Here is a 15,774-nt window from a genome sequence, read left to right as displayed (position 1 = left end):
CAACCGGGAATCCGGTCCTCCCCCGGCACGGTTTAGGGGACCGCCCGACAGGTAGGCTCAGGTGAGCGTCCCGATCACGGCTGCGAGGAGGGACATGAACCGACGGGCGGGAAACATCTTCCGGCGCACGTCCCGGCAGCAGGCCGCGGGACGGCTCACCGACGTCACCGACGAGATCGAGCACGCCCGCGGCCTCGACCGGACGATCCGCGTGCTCTCCCTCGGGGTGAAGCGGGTCCTGCGGCCCGGCCCGGTGAAGGACGCCCTGCACGGGGTCCCGCTCGGGCATCCGGCGCACCCCCCGCTGACCGACGTGCCGATGGGCTGCTGGATGTCGGCGGCCGTGCTGGACCTGCTGCCGGGCACCCGGCGCGCGTCCGAGGCGCTGGTCGCCGCGGGCCTCGCCGGGGCGATCCCGACGACGCTCACCGGCATCGCCGACTGGTCCGCGCTGCACCGCGGGCAGCAGCGGGTCGGGCTCGTGCACGCCGCCGGGATGACGACCGCGACCCTGCTCTACACGGCGTCGTTCGCGGCCCGCTACCGGGGACGGGACGACGCGGGCCGCGCGCTCGGCTTCGCCGGGCTCACGGCACTGCTCGCCGGCAGCTACCTGGGCGGCCACCTGGCCTTCCGGCAGGCCGCCGGCGCCAGCCACGCCGACCAGGTCGCGCACCTGGTGACGCTCGGCTGGCACGACCTGTGCAAGGCCGACGAGCTGCCCGACGGCTGGCCCGTCCACCGCACCCTCGGCTACATCAGCCTGTTCGTGATGCGCACCGGCGACGACGTGCACGTCCTCGCCGACCGCTGCAGCCACCTCGCCGGGCCCCTGCACCAGGGCCGCATCGTCAGCGACGAGGACGCCGACCTGTGCGTCGTCTGCCCCTGGCACGGCAGCACGTTCCGCGTGCGCGACGGCTCGGTCGTGCACGGCCCGGCCACCGGCCGCCAGCCCGCGTTCGAGTCGCGCGTCACCGAGAACGGCACGCTCCAGGTCCGCCCCCTAGGCTGACACCGGCGCGTGAGCCGGGGGCCGTAGAACGACACCGGCTTCATGGTAATGCTGTACGGTTGCTGTCGAGCAATACTTTACTGGAGACAAGTATTGGCCGCCCGTGCCGGGGGGCGCAGCGGGCGAGGAAAGCCCTCGTCGACCCCGTCCGCCGCTTCCCGTCAGCGGACCGCACGCGGAACCGGCCCCCGGTGCGAGCGCCCGCCCACACGTCCGGTCCGCCGTGCCCCGGCTAGCCGAAGATGCTGACTCCGCCCGGACCGATCAGAAGTCCGACGACGATCAGGACCGCGCCCCACAGGAGGTCGCGCCGGGCGACCAGGGTGTAGATGCCTACGCAGACCAGTACGACGGCGACGAGCCACAAGATAGTTGCCATGAGGCAACAATGCCCGGCCGCATCACCTCCAAACACACGCACCACTCCTCCTTGCGGACTGCGGCCACCACGGGCCACCTGACGCCTCGATGCGGAGTCCGCGCCGACGGCACCCCCGACCAGCGAGGACCGCCGACCCGACGGCGGGCGCGGCGCCGAGGGGGCCGGCGAGGGCCGGTCCGGGCCGCGGTCCGTGGCGGCAGGGGGATCGTGCCAGGCCAGGGCGATCTTGACCGGTCAGATAGGGTCCAGCCGAACGGGAAAGATTGCCACATGACAACCTTCAGCCCGGCCGCCCTCGCCCGCACGGAGAGAAGGAACATGAACGACGCCCAGCTGGTAGGCCCGGACGGCCCGAGCGGTGTCGCCATCGCTCCGGCGGCCCGGCACACGACCGACACCGGAGGACCGGAGGACGAGATCGCGCGGCTCAGGGCGGTGCGGCGCTACGAGATCCTCGACTCACCCCGGGAGGTCGCCTTCGACCGGGTGGCGGCGCTCGCGGCCCGGCTGATCGGCGCTCCGATCGCCACCGTGACCTTCGTCGACCAGGACCGCGTCTGGTTCAAGGCCGCCCACGGGGTGGACGGCCTGGAGCAGGTCGGGCGCGAGCCGGGCCTGTGCGCGTCCGCCGTCCTGCAAGACGCCCCGTACGTCGTCCACGACGCCGCCGCCGATGCGCGTACCGAGCACAACCCGCTCGTCCACGGCGGGCTGGGATTGGGCTTCTACGCCGCCGCACCGATCACCACGCCGGACGGACTCCGGCTGGGCACCCTCAACGTGATGGACCGGCGCCCCCGGTTCCTCTCCACCGGCGACGTCCAGACGCTGCGCGATCTGGCGGGGGTCGTCATGGACGAGCTGGAGTTCCGGCTGGCCGGCCTCCGCGCGGTGCGGATGGAGCGCATGCAGCGCGCTGCGGCCGAGGACCACGCGCACCGGCTGGAAGAGCAGAAGCGCGGCCTGCAGGAGCTCGCGGTCACGCTGCAGCGCAGCCTGCTCCCGCCACGGCTGGCACAGGTGCCGCACTGCACGACGGCCGCCCTCTACCGGCCCGCGTCGGAGTTCCAAGTCAGCGGCGACTTCTACGACCTGTTCCCCATCGACCGTGGCGAGCGGTGGGGACTCCTCATCGGCGACGTCGTCGGCAAAGGACCACGGGCGGCCACGTACACTTCGCTGGCCCGCCATACTCTGCGAACCGCGGCCGCCACCGGCGCGAGCCCCGCCGAGGCCTTGTCGGTCCTGGACGCGGCGATCGCCGCGGACTCGGAAACGGGGGACGAGTGGTTCTGCACGGCCGTCTTCGCCACGCTGGTCCCGCGACCGGGCCGCCTGGAGATGACGATCGCCGGCGGCGGTCACCCGCCCGCCATCGTGCTGCGCGCCGACGGTTCGGTGGAGACCTGCCCTCGGACGGGACCGATCATCGGCTGCCTTCCCGGCGCCGCCTTCACCGAGACCGGTGTGACACTGGGACCGGGCGAGGCCGTGGTCCTCTACACCGACGGGCTCACCGACGCCCTGCATCTGGGAACGCGGTTCAGCGAAGAGGCGCTGGTGGATTACGTCGCCGCGGGCACCCGGCGCGACGCCGCGTCCATCGGTCTGCGGCTCGAGAGCCTCATCCAGGGCTTCGACGAAGCGCGGGAGGACGATATCGCCGCGCTGGCCATCGGGGTCGCGGAGGAGGCATGAGGGCGTGGTCTCGAATCCGAAGCATCATTACCGGTAAGGAAAATCATGGAACTCGTACTGCGATTGTGCCTGCCGCGGGACGCCGAGACCGTGCACGTCACGCGTGGAGTGCTGGGCGCCGCGCTGGGTGCGCTGGGCGTCACCGCGTCAACGCGTGAGGACATCGGTCTCGCACTCGGAGAAGCATGCGCGAACGTCATCCAGCACGCGGATCCGGGCGACGAGTACGAGATCCAGGTACGCGCGACGGAGCACCTGTGCGAGATCGAGGTGACCGACATGGGGCGCGGATTCGACGTGACGATCCTGGATCGTGCCGGAGCGGGCGCCCCGGTGACGGCCGAGCACGGCCGCGGTCTCCAGATCATCGAGGCGCTGGCGGACAAGCTGGTCCTGGCGAACCGCGGGGAAAGCGGCGCGGTGCTGCGCTTCGAGAAGGCCCTGACATGGGACCCCGGTACGGCGAAAGATTTCCTGACCGGCCGCCGGTGACGTGCGGTCGGCGCTCTCGACGCCGATACGGACGATTCTTCAGGCCGACTCGGGTACTTCGGCGGACGCGCCGGGGCGGGCGCCCCCGGCCTCGCGGAAGCACCGCAGGCCGTCCAGGAGCGTGCGCCGGTCGTCCGCCTCCATGCCCAGCAAGACCTCTGCCAGGTCACGGCGTCTCTCGCTTCTCAGTTCCGCCAGCATCGCCGCTCCCTGCGAGCTGAGCCGGTAGGCGATGACGCGCCGGTTCGGGCCGGGGGTCCGTTCGAGGAGCCCGGCCGTTTCCATGCGGCTGCACAGCCTGCTCGCCGACGACAGCAGCGCGTCGAGTTCCGCCGCCACACCGGTGACATTGATCGTGCCCTGGCGCTCCACGGCGAAGAGCACGCGCAGTTGCGTGGCCGGCACGGGAGCCGCGAGATGCCGTGCCTCCCACACGGAGACGAACGACCCGGCGAGTTCATCGATGGCGTCGGCGAGTCGCATCACCTCCTCGGAAGGCGTCCGGACACTCCGCGGGGCTGCCATGGCTCCATGGTTACACATCGGCGACCGGTGGTGTTCGCGGTGGTGTTCGCGGTGGCGACGGCAGGTCATCGGCGCGGGACCGGTGATGACCGAACCGTGCGGACGGCCGCCCCCAGGAAGCGATTAGTCCGTTATGGACCGCTAGGCCGACACTTGGCCGTTATCTCCTGGTACATCACGAAGCCGGGTAGCATTGAGGCAGGACTGAAGGTCGGAGAGACCGTGCAGCAGAGCGACGCGGCCGGAAGTCGACATCTGAGCCACGAGGGCCGCCAGCAGGCGCCGGCGTCGGCAGGCGATCTGATGGAGAAGTTGCTGCCCGTGGTGTGTGAGGAACAGCGTGGTCCTGCGACGGTCGACGGTCGGGGTCTCCTTGGTGACGAGGTCGGCCGCCTGCAGCCGATCGCACAGGCGCGACACCGACGAGGGCGCCGCGGTCAGGGCGTCGGCGAGTTCGTTGAGGGTCAGGCCCGCCTGCCGGTCGATGGCGCGGAGGCAGTCGAACTGGGAGCCCGAGGTGAACGGTGTGGCGTCCGCACGCACCGTCTCCCACAGGCTCACGAGATGCTCGGTGGCCCGCATGACGTCGACGGTGATGGCCTCCGGCGCCGCGTCCTCAAGGCCGGTCATCGCTCCCCTGCACCCCCGCCGTCGCCGATCGATGGACGTGCCTTTACCCCTCACGGAGGGTTCCATGCGGGATGGCTGAGAGCGACCGAGATGGAGGTGCGATGAGCTTGTCGCATCGACCCGCACTGGTGGAACGCACGATTCGAGCCGCTCCGGCGCATTCGGTGCCCGAGGCTCTGGAGAAGGCGCTGCGGGAACACCTGCCCGGCGTCCTGGACGTCCGGCTGATGCTGGCCGACTACCACCTGAGCGTCCTCCTCCTTACCGGCGACGAGCCGGAGGACACGGCGCTCCGGATCCATGGCACCCCGGCCGGGCAGGCGTTCATCTCACGCCGCCCGGTCGTGGTCGAGGCGGACGACCCGGCGGGCGGGCCCGCGTGGCAGATCTTCACCCCCGTCTCGGCTCGCGGGGAGCGGCTGGGCGTGCTCGGCGTGCTCACCGCGCTCCCCGACCCGGACGAGCTGGTCGAGGAACTGGTCGAGATCTCCGAACTGACCGGCACCGCGCTGAAGGTCGCGTGGAACCATACCGATCGCTACGAGCGCGTGCGGCGCAGGCGCCGGCTCACCCTGGCCGCCGAACTGCAGTGGCAGCTGCTGCCCGGTCAGGGATGCGCCGGAGACGAGTTCAGCCTCGCGGGACATCTGGAGCCCGCCTATTCCATCGGCGGCGACAACTTCGACTGGTGCACCGAACGGGACTACCTGACGCTGACCGTGACCAACGGTTTCGGCACCGGCATCCAGGCGGCGCTGCTGACCTCGTTGACCGTGGGAGCGCTGCGGAACGCGCGGCGGTCGGGCGGTGACGTGGTGGAGCAGGCCTGCCTGGCCGGCGAGATCGTCAACGCACGCTACCGGGGTGTGGAGTTCACCGAAACGGTGATCATGCGCATCAGCCGGGCCGACGGCCTGGTGTCGGTCGTCGACGCGGGGTCCCCGCGAATCCTGCACATGCGCGGCGCGAAGGTGACCCCGGTCGTCCTGGAAGCCCAGATGCCGCTGGGGATGTTCGGCGACACCGAGTACAAGGTCCAGCAGTTCCAGCTCGAACCCGGTGACCGCGTGGTGGTCGTGAGCGACGGAGTGTTCTCGGCGACGTCCTCGGCGGGCGACGACTTCGGCACGTCGCTGCTGGAGAACCAGATTCGGCGGACCCGTCTCCAGGACACCGCCGAGGTGCCCCTGTCCATCATCGCGAGCCTCATCGACCACCGCGAGGGCCGGGGGCTCGAGGACGACGCCGTCGTGCTCTGCCTCGACTGGTACTAGCCGACCGGGCCGCCGGCCCGTGCGGGCGATGGTCCTCCTGGTGCTCCATCACGGACGGGGCGGGGCGGCAGCGGGTCCGTGGGACTTCAGGCTGCCGGCGACGGCCGCGACGATCGCCGTCAGGGCGCTGAAGATGATCGCCAGTCCGATGGCGACGCCGTTGCTCCCCTCGAACCCGAAGAGGAACTCGAGCTGAGCCGCGAGGGGCGTACCGTGCAGCAGCGGCACCAGGGAGATCATCGCCACGACGTAGAGCACGCACATCCCGCACAGCGTCCAGGCGGCGGAGATCCTGCGGGCGAACGTGAACCCCGCCGCGACCAGCAGGGACCCGGCGCCGATCACACCGCCGATCACGTTCTGCACCACCACGCCGGACCATTGGCCGGTCGGCCCGCCGACCTGGCCGATGTTGTAGAGCGCGAACCAGCCGAGCATGCAGGCGTTGAGCAGCGCCAGGCTGCCGGCGACCACCGCCGCCGCGGCGTTCGCCCTCGCCCGAGGACGCGGCGCGTAGGGGTGCGGGCCGAACGGGTGCCGGGCGAACGGGCCGGGGCCGTGCGGTGGCTGACCGTGGGGGGCGGGGCCCGCCTCCGGCGGCGGGGCCTGCAGCGTCGGGGCCAGCGGCGGCGGCAGCGGCATGGCGCCCTCGACCGCCGTGGCGCCCGCCGCCAGGAGACCATCGTCGCCCCCGGGCGCCGTACCGAGACCGAGCAGGGCGAGCAGGACGTGCGGCGCGGTCGGCCTGTGGGCGGGCTCCTTGGCCAGGCATGCGGCGACCAGCCCGGCCAGGGGCTGGGGAAGCATGCTGGTGTCGGGGGTCTCGTGCAGGATGCGGTGCATCACCGCGGGAACGGTGTCGTTCCCGAACGGGGCCCGCCCGGTCGCGGCGAACAGGATGGTGACTCCCCAGGCGAACATGTCGGTCCAGGCGCCCGGCTCCTGACCGCCCACCTGCTCGGGCGCCATGTAGGCGGGCGTTCCGACGACCTGGCTCGTCATGGTGGAGGTGCCGTCGAAAGCCTTGGCGATGCCGAAGTCGATGACCCGCGGGCCGTCCTCGGCCATCAGCACGTTCGGCGGCTTGAAGTCGCGGTGCACGATTCCGGCCTGGTGGATCGCCGCCAGCGCGGTGGCGGTCCCGATGGCGAGCCGCTGCAGGGCCGCGCCCATCCGCGGCCCCTCCGCGCGGACAAGGTCGTGCAAGGACGGGCCGGGCACGAACTCGCTGACGATGTACGGCTGGTCGCCGTGGATATCGGCCTCCAGCACCTGCGCGGTGCAGAAGTCGGCGACCTTCTCCGCGAACCCCAGCTCACGCACGAACCGCTCGCGCGCCCGCGGATCGCGCGCGACGCTGGTGCGCAGCAGCTTGACGGCGACCTCCACGCCGTCCGGCCCGCGCCCCGCGTACACGACGCCCTGGCCCCCCTCCCCGAGGCGACCGGTCAGCTCGTACCGTCCCAGCCGTTCGGGATCGTCGGGGTGCAGTGAAGCAGCCATAGGTGTCTATTTGACCACATCGACGCCGTCGCCAAGCAGGGATCCCTCACAACGGACATCACCCCGACGACCCGTCGATCAGTCCCGTGCGTCTTTTCCCCTGGAACGGCACGAACCAGGGACGGCCGTGCGCGCCCTGACGTCCGCGTTCACCGGTCGGTCCGGCGCCGGAACTCATCCGCGGGTGAGATCCGGCCCCTCGCCGTCCGCCGGAGACTCGTCGGCGATGGGGTACTCGACGAGCGCGAGCACGCGGCTGGACATGAAGCGGGCCGTGCGGACGGCCGTGCCCGTGCGGGTGACCTCGCTGACCTCGACGACGCCCCGCCGCGTCGCGATCTCGACGCGGCGCCCGGCGCGGGTCGCCGTGACCTCGTACGTCCGCGACCCCTCGCCCCCGGCATCGATCACGATCTCCACCCTGTCGCCCTTCACCGGCGCCCACCTCCGCGCGATCGTCGAACGTATATTCGACTTATACCCGCGACGGGCGTCCGCGAATCCTTCGAAAGGCCGTCGAAGCCCCAGGAAACCGCAGGTCAGCGTACGAGGTTCACGATCGCGACGAGGCCGACGACGACGATCACGCCGCGCAGCACCGGTGGCGGGATGCGGCGGCCCACCTTGGCGCCCAGCAGCCCGCCGAGGGTCGAGCCGAGCGCGATCATCAGCACCGCCCACCAGTCGATGACGGTGTCGGCGACGATCGACAGCAGGATGAACAGGACGGCCGCCGAGCCGTTCACGACCGCCGACAGGACGTTCTTGGCCGCGTTGACGCGCTGCAGGTCGTCGGCCAGCGCGATGCCGAGGATCGCGATCAGGACGATGCCCTGCGCCGCGCCGAAGTAGCCGCCGTACACGCCCGCGAGCAGCACCGCGAGCCAGAGCGCCGGGCCGCCGTGCGGGCGGTCCTCCCGGTGCTCGCGGCGGCGCTTCACCCAGGCCTGCAGCCGGGGCTGCACCACCACCAGGACCAGCGCGATCACGATCAGCGCGACCACGATCACCTGGAACGCCGCGGCGGGCAGGCCGAGCAGGAGGAACCCGCCGATCAGCGCGCCGATCAGGGACGCGCTGCCCAGCCGCAGGAGCCGTCCGCGCTGTCCCGCCAGCTCGGCGCGGTACCCGTAGGCGCCCGTCATCCCGCCCGGGACGAGCCCGATGTTGTTGGAGACGTTCGCGACCACCGGCGGGAACCCGAGGGTCACCAGCGTCGGGAAGGTGATCAGCGAGCCGGACCCGACGACCGTGTTGATGCCCCCGGCGGCGACTCCGGCCGCGAACACCGCGGCCGCCTCCAGCAGGTTCACGTCCGCCCCGTCCCCGTGCTCGCCGATCCCGTGCTCGCCGACCCCACGAGGCCCTGATCGTAGAGTCCGTCCGTGCGGGCGCCCTCCACCGGGTCCCCCATACCGGGATACTCGGGACGGACGTCCACAGGCCGGGCGGGACGTCTCAGCGGGCGGCCCGCGCGTACCAGCGGCCGTCGCGGCGTTCCACGCCGAGCGGCAGCCCGAAGCAGTTCGACAGGTGCTCGGGCGTGAACACCTCGTCGACCTTGCCGCGCGCGATGATCTCGCCCTGGCGGAGCAGCAGCGCGTGCGTGAACCCGTCGGGCACCTCTTCGAGGTGGTGGGTCACCATCACCATCGTGGGCGCCGCCGGATCGTCGGCGAGGCCGCCGAGGCGGGCGACGAGGTCCTCGCGGCCGCCGAGATCGAGGCCCGCGGCGGGCTCGTCCAGGAGCAGCAGTTCCGGGTCGGGCATCAGCGCGCGGGCGATCTGCACGCGCTTGCGCTCGCCCTCGGACAGGGTGGTGAACCGGCGCCGCAGCAGCCCGGCGCAGCCGAGCGCCTCCAGGAGCGCGACGGCCCGGCTGACGTCGGTGGAGTCGTACTCCTCCTGCCACCGCCCGAGGATCGCGTACGAGGCGGTCAGCACCAGATCGATGACCGTCTCACCGGAGGGGACCTTCTCCGCCACCGCCGTGCTCGCGAACCCGATCCGGGTGCGCAGCTCGAACACGTCGGTGCGGCCGAGCCGCTCCTCCAGGATGTCGACCGCGCCCTCGCTCGGGTGCAGCAGGGCCGCCGCGATCTGCAGCAGCGTCGTCTTGCCCGCGCCGTTCGGGCCGAGGATCACCCACCGTTCGCCCTCGCCAACGCCCCATGTCACATCGCGAAGGAGGGTCGCCCCCTCGCGCCTGACCCCGACTCCGCGGAGCTGAAGTACCTCGCCGGTCATCGCGCGCCTTCGTCCCCAATCCGGTGATCCCGTGTCCCGCACAAGAACCTATGCGATGCGGCGGGGCCGGGGGAACGGGCCCGGTCACCCGCTGTCGCGCCTGCCCTGCCGCCGCGCCCCCTTGGCCCGGGACGCCGCGGCCTGCTGTCGGCCCGCGGGGCCCGCGCTCGTCGGCCGCTTCCGCCGGGTCGTCTGCGCGGCCTTGCGCCGGGCGTCCGGCGGGGCGGTTCCGGGGGCGGGCGCGCGATCGGGGGTCGCGTCCGCGATCCGCCGCGCCTTCAGCTCGCCCGCGCTGCGCCGCGCGGCGCGCGCCAGGTGCCAGCTGACGCGGGCCAGCGCGTCCTCGAAGACCTCGGCCCGCTGCGCGTTGCGCGTGTTCTTCGGCCGCGCGGTGCCGCGGCCGCCGTACTCCTCGACCCGCGCGCTCGCCGTGCGCCGGTACAGCTGCGCGTACTTGTTCCGGGCGCGCCGGACGCGCTCGTGCAGGTCGACGAGCCCGTCCTCGTCCATCGCGGCGAGTTCGCCGCCGTCGGCCTCCCGGACGAGCGCCAGTTCGTCCTCGTTCAGCGAGTTCAGCAGGGCCCGCATGGGCGACCTCCTCCGATCATGTGCGGTGGGTCTGCCCGACCCACCTGCGCGACAATGCCGTTGAGACGGATAAATACCCATCTGTAGCCATGGACTTGACCCGGCGACGGGCGCGACCGCACGCCACCGGATCGACGGCAGCCGCGACGGGAGACCTCCCTTACGTCCGGTGGCACGGCGCGGGGGAACGCTTATGGTGGATCGCATGCCCATTGGGACGTGTTGGGAACGGCAATGATCAAGGACGTATCGACCGCCCTGGTGGCGTGGGGCAACGCCTGGCTGACCGGCAACGTCGGCCTCGACGAGGCGGTGGACGCGGTGGAGAAGGCCGCGGGACCGCAGATCCTCGGCGGCGAACCGGCCGAGGTGACGCTCCGCCGCGGCCTCGGCGACCTGCGCATCGGCGGTCTGACCGGGTTCCGGCTGGCGCTCCCCGCCCCCGGCGACCCGCTCGGGCTCACCGGCCCGCCCGAGTTCAACCGCGCCGCGATCGACGCGACGGCCGCGGTCGTCGCCGTCCTCGGCGAGCGCGCGATCGGGCTCGTCCCCGCCGAGGACCGGCGCGGCTCCTCCTACGTCGGGGTCCGCTGGACGACGCTGGACGCGTCGGCGAACCTGCCGGACGTCCCGTCCCTCGCGGAGGCCGACCACCGGCTCACCCTCGCGATGCGCGACGCGACCGAGGCGCTGCTGACCGTGGACGACTTCGCGGGCGTCCCCCCGGAGATCGGCGACGCGCTCGTCGACCTGCGCGACCCCGGACGCGGCGACCACCTGCTGGCCCCCGGCTACCCGCAGCGCGCGCACCGCGTCGCCGCCCTCGCCGACCGGCTGACCCTCGTCGTCGACCTGGCTCGCCGGATGGACGAGCGGGGACTCACCGCCGACCAGATGCACCGCCGCGGCGACGCGCTCCGGCTGCTCGACCGGGCCGTCCGGCGGGCGCTGGTGGCCGCGTGCAACAGCGCGTTCGACCCCGTCCCGTAGCCCCTCGCCCGGTCCCGGCCCCGCCCGGTCGGAACGGTCCCGGAACGGAAACGGGACGCCCCATGGGGACGTCCCGTTCGTGAAAGCCTCGGCCTCGGTGCCTCAGTGGCGGACGACGAGGGTGTTGCAGATCTTGTCCGCGAAGGTCTGCTTGCGGTCGTCCCACAGCGGCCAGAGGAAGCCGATGTAGCACGCGAAGCTGTCGGCGGCGTGGCAGATCTTCCGCAGGAACGCCATCCCGAAGCCGATCGGCTGCCCGGTCTGCCCGCCCACGAGACGGATGTTCATCTGCCGCTTGCCGATCGTCTGACCGGTCGTGCCCTCCTGGTAGATCAGCCAGATGCTCGCCCCGAACGCGGCGAGGTAGCCGATACCCATCAGCAGGAGGCCGATCACCGCGCCGGCGTCGCCGGTCGCCGCGAGCGCGACGCCCAGCAGGTACAGCACCAGCAGCGGGGCGCCGATGACCAGGCCGTCGATGATGTAGGCGCCGGCGCGCGAGCCCCACTCGGCGAGCTGGCCGCCGCCGGGGGTCCCGTAGTGGTGGTGGTGCACCTCCGCGGCGGGCTGGCCGTAGCCGGCCTGGGGCTGCTGCCCGTACCCCTGCTGCGGCTGCTGGCCGTACCCCGGCTGCGCCGGGGGCTGGCCGTAACCGGGCTGCTGGGCGGGCTGCTGGCCGTACCCGGGCTGCGGCTGCTGGCCGTAGCCGGGCTGGGCGGGGGGCTGCTGGCCGTAGCCGGGCTGCGCCGGGGGCTGGCCGTACCCCGGCTGCGGCTGCTGGCCGTACCCGGGCTGCTGACCGTAGCCCGGCTGCTGACCGTAGCCCGGCTGCTGACCGTACGGGTCGTAGGGGTTACCCACACTTGCTCCTTATTGATTGACCCTGTGGTTATGTGACGCCCGCCGGACCCGGTGGGCTCCGCAAGTCTGACCGAGGACGGACCTCGGGCTCAAACCGGCAGGGCACCGAACCGGACGAGCTGCCACAGCTCCGACCCCACGAGGGCGATTCCGAGAACCCGTCCGCGGGTTCTCGGCGCGAGTGCCCACCACCGTCGTCCCGCCCCCAGCGGCGCGACGGCGAAGCCGATCGCGCCCGTCAGGACCACCGGGTTCGCGAGCACGGCGCGGGCAGGGTGGCCCGAGCCGAACTCGATGAACACGGTCGTCCCTCCACAGAAGGGGCACGGAATGCCGGTGAGCGCCCGCAAGGGGCAGAGCACGCCGGGGTCGTTGACACGATGGATCCATGACGCGCCGACGGCCGCGACGGCCATCGCCGCAACACGCAGCAGCGTCCCCGCGGGGCCGTGCCGCGCTGCGGTGAGGGTCCGGCTGACGATTCCCCCGAGTGCACCTTGCGATGCGCCGGTGACCGCCGCCCCGGGCGCTCCCCCCAACGGATCCTCCGAGTCGATGACATCAGGTGAGTGACCCGTATACAGGGTGCACCCAGAGACAGGTCAAGTCCTGATCACGATCCGCGATGGGACCGTTACGCGGATCGCGTTCTCGACGCCTCTGGGCAAGAGTAGGACAAAACGCCGCCTACGTGCGTGCTCTTTGCCGGTTCGTCCCTAGCTTCCGCCGCAGGTTCGTCACACGTTCCCCGCGGCGCCGACCGTCAGCGCGGCGTCCACCTCGGTGACGTGCTCGGACTCGATCACGTCCGCGACGACCGCGGTGATGTTGTCCGGGCCGCCGTTCTCCCGGGCGAGCTCGATCAACCGGTCGACGGCGCGCTGCGGGTCGGCCTCGGCCGAGAGCACCTCGTAGATCGTCTGCGCGTCGACGGGGCCGCTCAGACCGTCCGAGCAGAGCAGGTACCGGTCCCCGAGCCGGGCCTCGCGCAGCCGCAGGTCGGGCTCGCGGTCGTCCCGGCCGTCCAGCACCCGGTACAGGACGTGCGACAGCCGCGACGTCTCGGCCGGGTCGGGGGTCTGCCCCGACTGCTCGGCCTCCGCCTTGAGCAGCTCGTCCATCGTGTGGTCCTGGGTCATCTGGAAAAGCTCGCCGTCGCGCAGCAGATAGCCGCGCGAATCGCCGATGTGCGCCAGCGCGACCGACGAACCCGACCAGAGCATCGCGGTGAGCGTGGTGCCCATCCGGCTCAGATCCGGGCGTTCCTCGCGGACTATGCGGAGTTTCTCGTTGGCCTCGGCGACGGCGCGGCCCAGCATGTCGACAAGGTCGTCACTGCGCGCATCGGCGTCGAGCGAGCGCAGTGACCCGATGACGGTCGAACTGGCGACCTCGCCACCGGCATAACCGCCCATACCGTCCGCGACCGCGATCAACCGCGCACCGGCGTAACCGGAGTCCTCGTTGTTCTCCCGGTTGCATCCGATGTCGCTGCCTGCTGCGTACCTGATTGCTACGTTCATATCAGTTTCGATGACGATCCTGTCAGAGGAGTTGTATCAGTCACGAGCGCCTTCCCCAACCGTTCCGACGCCATGCCGGACCGCGTAGAGGGCGGCCTGTGTCCGATCCTGGACCCCCAGTTTCATGAGCAGATTACTGACGTGCGTCTTGACCGTCTTCTCCGAGACCACGAGCGCGCGGGCGATCTCCCTGTTGGACCTTCCCCGCGCGATGTGCACGAGCACCTCCCGTTCCCGATCGGTCAGCGCGGCCAGGCCGCGGTCGTCCCCGGACGCCGGCTCGGCCAGCATCGCCTCGGCGGCGTCGGGCGCGAACAGGACGTGCCCGTCGTGCACCGCCCGGATCGCCTGGACGAGCGCCCGCGGGTCGACGTCCTTGTAGAGATACCCGGCGGCGCCCGCCTGTACAGCGGGGAGCACGTGCCCGCGTTCCGTGACGCTCGTCAGGATCAGGACCCGTGCGGCGACCCCGCGTGCCCGCAGCTCCGTCAGCGCGGTGAGCCCGTCGGCGCCCGGCATCTTGAGGTCCATCAAGACGATATCGGGCTCGGCGGATTCGGCCAGTGACACGGCCGACGCGCCGTCCGCGGCCTCGCCGACGACCTCGATGTCGTCCTGGATGCCGAGGAACGTGCGCAGCCCCTGCCGGACGACCGGGTGGTCGTCGGCGATCAGCACCCGGATCGGCGCCCGTCCGGCCCCGCGCGACGTCACAGCGGTACCTCCAGCCGGACGGTCGTGCCCTCCCCGGGGGCCGACGCGACGTCGAGCCGCCCGCCGATCGACGTCGCCCGCTCCCGCATGGACGCGAGCCCGAGCCCGTTCTGCGGTTCGTCGCCCTGGTCGAAGCCCGAACCGTCGTCCGACACCTCCAGCACCGCCCGTCCGCACTCCGTGCCCAGACGGACCTGCACTGCGCGCGCGCCCGCGTGCCTGAGCGCGTTGTAGAGCGCCTCCTGGGTGATGCGGAACGCGACCGCCTCGTGCTCCTCCGGCAGGACGACCGCCTCGTCGCCGCTGAACCGGACGGACGTCTCGTGCGCCCGGTCGAGCACCTCGGCGTGCTTGCGCAGCGACGGGACGAGCCCGTCGGCGAGGTCCGCCGGGCGCAGCTCGTTGATCACCGCGCGCAGCTCGGCGAGCGCCTCCGCCGCGAGGCGCTCCACCTGCTCCAGCTCCAGGACGGTCCGCGCCGCGTCCCGCTCGGCCAGCGCGGCCGCCGTCCGGGCCGTGAGGCGCAGCGAGAACAGCTTCTGCGCGACCGCGTCGTGCAGCTCGCGGGCCAGCCGGTTGCGCTCGGTGACGACCGTCAGCTCCCGGTTGTGCTCGTACAGCCGGGCGTTGGCCATCGCGATCGCGGCGTGCGCGGCGAACAGCTCGAGCAGTTCCTCGTCGTCGGCGGTGAAGCCGCCGGGCCGCCGCTTGTTCGCGAGGAAGACGATGCCGAGCACGTCCTCCCCGTCACGGATCGGGACGCCGAGGAAGTCCTTCAGGACGGGGTGCGCGTGCGGCCAGCCCTCGAACTCGGGCTCCCGCCGGATGTCGGCGAGCCGCTTGGGGGCCGCGTCGCGCAGCATCGCCGCCAGCATGCCGTGCTGGCGGGGCAGCGGCCCGATGCGCTCCCAGTCGTCGTCGGAGACGCCCTCGACGACGAACTCGGCGAACGAGCCCTCGTCGTCGGGCACCCCGAGCGCCGCGTAGCGGGCGTCCAGGAGCTGCGCCGCCGCCCGGACGATCACCTGCAGCACCTCGTGGACCGACAGGTGCCGGGTGACCGCGAGCACGGCGGAACTGACGGCGCGCAGGGTCGCGCCCTGCTCGCCGCGGCGCCCGTCCTCGTCGTGCATCCCGCCCTCTCGTCCGGCCCTCGTCCCGGGCGCGGAACGGCTCGCCCGCCGCCCGCCTGACATGCACCGTACTCGCACGCGGGGTCCTCGCGAATCAGCCGCCGGAAGGAGGTGCGGCCGTGTTCGGACGCGCGCGCCCGGTCCGGGGCCCGGGACCAGGGTCCTACGACCATCTGCCGACCCCCGCCCGGGCCCGCGG

Annotated in this window: 18 protein-coding genes; 5 read left to right on the top strand and 13 right to left on the bottom strand. The window is 72.2% G+C overall.

What is annotated here, in order from left to right:
• Window positions 1-94: 94 nt before the first annotated feature.
• Window positions 95-1,015, top strand: coding sequence for a Rieske (2Fe-2S) protein (locus tag F7P10_RS21600; RefSeq protein WP_151011658.1), 921 nt, complete (start codon window positions 95-97; stop codon window positions 1,013-1,015).
• A gap of 232 nt (window positions 1,016-1,247) precedes the next feature.
• Here the strand turns inward: F7P10_RS21600 and F7P10_RS42575 are convergent, their stop codons facing one another.
• On the bottom strand, window positions 1,248-1,394 hold the full coding sequence (locus F7P10_RS42575; RefSeq protein ID WP_176611603.1) for a GPGG-motif small membrane protein: 147 nt from the start codon (window positions 1,392-1,394) through the stop codon (window positions 1,248-1,250).
• Window positions 1,395-1,715: 321 nt separating this feature from the next.
• Between F7P10_RS42575 and F7P10_RS21595 the strand changes: the two genes are divergently transcribed.
• Together F7P10_RS21595 and F7P10_RS21590 are read left to right on the top strand one after the other, a co-directional pair.
• Window positions 1,716-3,095, top strand: a complete 1,380-nt coding sequence (locus F7P10_RS21595; RefSeq protein ID WP_151011656.1) for a PP2C family protein-serine/threonine phosphatase — start codon at window positions 1,716-1,718, stop codon at window positions 3,093-3,095.
• A gap of 45 nt (window positions 3,096-3,140) precedes the next feature.
• On the top strand, window positions 3,141-3,587 hold the full coding sequence (locus tag F7P10_RS21590; protein WP_151011654.1) for an ATP-binding protein: 447 nt from the start codon (window positions 3,141-3,143) through the stop codon (window positions 3,585-3,587).
• A 39-nt stretch (window positions 3,588-3,626) separates the two neighbouring features.
• On the opposite strand, the gene F7P10_RS21585 is transcribed toward F7P10_RS21590, so the two are convergent.
• Window positions 3,627-4,070, bottom strand: coding sequence for a MarR family winged helix-turn-helix transcriptional regulator (locus F7P10_RS21585; protein WP_151011652.1), 444 nt, complete (start codon window positions 4,068-4,070; stop codon window positions 3,627-3,629).
• A gap of 183 nt (window positions 4,071-4,253) precedes the next feature.
• Window positions 4,254-4,742: a MarR family winged helix-turn-helix transcriptional regulator gene (locus tag F7P10_RS21580; protein WP_176611602.1), complete on the bottom strand. Its 489-nt coding sequence runs from the start codon at window positions 4,740-4,742 to the stop codon at window positions 4,254-4,256.
• 101 nt (window positions 4,743-4,843) lie between these two features.
• Between F7P10_RS21580 and F7P10_RS21575 the strand changes: the two genes are divergently transcribed.
• Window positions 4,844-6,016, top strand: a complete 1,173-nt coding sequence (locus F7P10_RS21575; RefSeq protein WP_151011648.1) for a PP2C family protein-serine/threonine phosphatase — start codon at window positions 4,844-4,846, stop codon at window positions 6,014-6,016.
• Between the two features lie 48 nt (window positions 6,017-6,064).
• On the opposite strand, the gene F7P10_RS43420 is transcribed toward F7P10_RS21575, so the two are convergent.
• From F7P10_RS43420 to F7P10_RS21550, 5 genes are all read right to left on the bottom strand, one after another.
• The gene (locus tag F7P10_RS43420) at window positions 6,065-7,519 is read right to left on the bottom strand and encodes a serine/threonine-protein kinase (protein WP_218040102.1); all 1,455 of its coding nucleotides are present in this window, start codon (window positions 7,517-7,519) and stop codon (window positions 6,065-6,067) included.
• A gap of 174 nt (window positions 7,520-7,693) precedes the next feature.
• Complete coding sequence (locus F7P10_RS21565) at window positions 7,694-7,954, bottom strand: hypothetical protein (protein WP_151011646.1); 261 nt, start codon at window positions 7,952-7,954, stop codon at window positions 7,694-7,696.
• A 104-nt stretch (window positions 7,955-8,058) separates the two neighbouring features.
• A complete protein-coding gene (locus F7P10_RS21560; RefSeq protein ID WP_151011644.1) occupies window positions 8,059-8,832 on the bottom strand; it encodes a sulfite exporter TauE/SafE family protein in 774 nt (257 codons plus the stop codon).
• 145 nt (window positions 8,833-8,977) lie between these two features.
• Entirely contained in the window at window positions 8,978-9,766 is a 789-nt protein-coding gene (locus F7P10_RS21555; protein ID WP_151011643.1) for an ABC transporter ATP-binding protein, read from the bottom strand.
• Between the two features lie 84 nt (window positions 9,767-9,850).
• Window positions 9,851-10,354: a hypothetical protein gene (locus F7P10_RS21550; RefSeq protein ID WP_151011641.1), complete on the bottom strand. Its 504-nt coding sequence runs from the start codon at window positions 10,352-10,354 to the stop codon at window positions 9,851-9,853.
• Between the two features lie 234 nt (window positions 10,355-10,588).
• On the opposite strand from F7P10_RS21550, the gene F7P10_RS21545 reads away from it, so the two are divergent.
• Entirely contained in the window at window positions 10,589-11,344 is a 756-nt protein-coding gene (locus F7P10_RS21545) for a hypothetical protein (RefSeq protein ID WP_151011639.1), read from the top strand.
• Between the two features lie 102 nt (window positions 11,345-11,446).
• Here the strand turns inward: F7P10_RS21545 and F7P10_RS21540 are convergent, their stop codons facing one another.
• From F7P10_RS21540 to F7P10_RS21520, 5 genes are all read right to left on the bottom strand, one after another.
• Window positions 11,447-12,205: an RDD family protein gene (locus F7P10_RS21540; protein WP_151011637.1), complete on the bottom strand. Its 759-nt coding sequence runs from the start codon at window positions 12,203-12,205 to the stop codon at window positions 11,447-11,449.
• A gap of 89 nt (window positions 12,206-12,294) precedes the next feature.
• A complete protein-coding gene (locus tag F7P10_RS21535; RefSeq protein WP_254715939.1) occupies window positions 12,295-12,507 on the bottom strand; it encodes a hypothetical protein in 213 nt (70 codons plus the stop codon).
• Between the two features lie 435 nt (window positions 12,508-12,942).
• Window positions 12,943-13,728: a PP2C family serine/threonine-protein phosphatase gene (locus tag F7P10_RS21530; protein ID WP_151011629.1), complete on the bottom strand. Its 786-nt coding sequence runs from the start codon at window positions 13,726-13,728 to the stop codon at window positions 12,943-12,945.
• A 36-nt stretch (window positions 13,729-13,764) separates the two neighbouring features.
• The gene (locus F7P10_RS21525; protein WP_151011627.1) at window positions 13,765-14,442 is read right to left on the bottom strand and encodes a response regulator transcription factor; all 678 of its coding nucleotides are present in this window, start codon (window positions 14,440-14,442) and stop codon (window positions 13,765-13,767) included.
• Window positions 14,439-15,575 (bottom strand): GAF domain-containing sensor histidine kinase, encoded by a 1,137-nt coding sequence (locus F7P10_RS21520; protein WP_151011625.1) that lies wholly within the window; start codon window positions 15,573-15,575, stop codon window positions 14,439-14,441. Before F7P10_RS21520 ends, F7P10_RS21525 begins: the two co-directional genes overlap by 4 nt.
• Window positions 15,576-15,774: the final 199 nt, after the last annotated feature.

The sequence above is a fragment of the Actinomadura sp. WMMB 499 genome (assembly GCF_008824145.1).
Taxonomy (GTDB): Bacteria; Actinomycetota; Actinomycetes; order Streptosporangiales; family Streptosporangiaceae; genus Spirillospora.
Note: the sequence above shows the minus strand (reverse complement) of the source record. Positions and strands in the feature narration are given on the sequence as shown.

Excerpts from the sequence above, each read along its gene's own strand:
- F7P10_RS21595 (WP_151011656.1), top strand. The coding sequence starts at position 1,716 with ATGAACGACGCCCAGCTGGTAGGCCCGGACGGCCCGAGCGGTGTCGCC.
- F7P10_RS21520 (WP_151011625.1), bottom strand. The coding sequence starts at position 15,575 with ATGCACGACGAGGACGGGCGCCGCGGCGAGCAGGGCGCGACCCTGCGC.
- F7P10_RS21530 (WP_151011629.1), bottom strand. The coding sequence starts at position 13,728 with ATGAACGTAGCAATCAGGTACGCAGCAGGCAGCGACATCGGATGCAAC.
- F7P10_RS21555 (WP_151011643.1), bottom strand. The coding sequence starts at position 9,766 with ATGACCGGCGAGGTACTTCAGCTCCGCGGAGTCGGGGTCAGGCGCGAG.
- F7P10_RS21580 (WP_176611602.1), bottom strand. The coding sequence starts at position 4,742 with ATGACCGGCCTTGAGGACGCGGCGCCGGAGGCCATCACCGTCGACGTC.
- F7P10_RS21545 (WP_151011639.1), top strand. The coding sequence starts at position 10,589 with ATGATCAAGGACGTATCGACCGCCCTGGTGGCGTGGGGCAACGCCTGG.
- F7P10_RS21585 (WP_151011652.1), bottom strand. The coding sequence starts at position 4,070 with ATGCGACTCGCCGACGCCATCGATGAACTCGCCGGGTCGTTCGTCTCC.
- F7P10_RS42575 (WP_176611603.1), bottom strand. The coding sequence starts at position 1,394 with ATGGCAACTATCTTGTGGCTCGTCGCCGTCGTACTGGTCTGCGTAGGC.
- F7P10_RS21575 (WP_151011648.1), top strand. The coding sequence starts at position 4,844 with ATGAGCTTGTCGCATCGACCCGCACTGGTGGAACGCACGATTCGAGCC.
- F7P10_RS21590 (WP_151011654.1), top strand. The coding sequence starts at position 3,141 with ATGGAACTCGTACTGCGATTGTGCCTGCCGCGGGACGCCGAGACCGTG.
- F7P10_RS43420 (WP_218040102.1), bottom strand. The coding sequence starts at position 7,519 with ATGGCTGCTTCACTGCACCCCGACGATCCCGAACGGCTGGGACGGTAC.
- F7P10_RS21550 (WP_151011641.1), bottom strand. The coding sequence starts at position 10,354 with ATGCGGGCCCTGCTGAACTCGCTGAACGAGGACGAACTGGCGCTCGTC.
- F7P10_RS21600 (WP_151011658.1), top strand. The coding sequence starts at position 95 with ATGAACCGACGGGCGGGAAACATCTTCCGGCGCACGTCCCGGCAGCAG.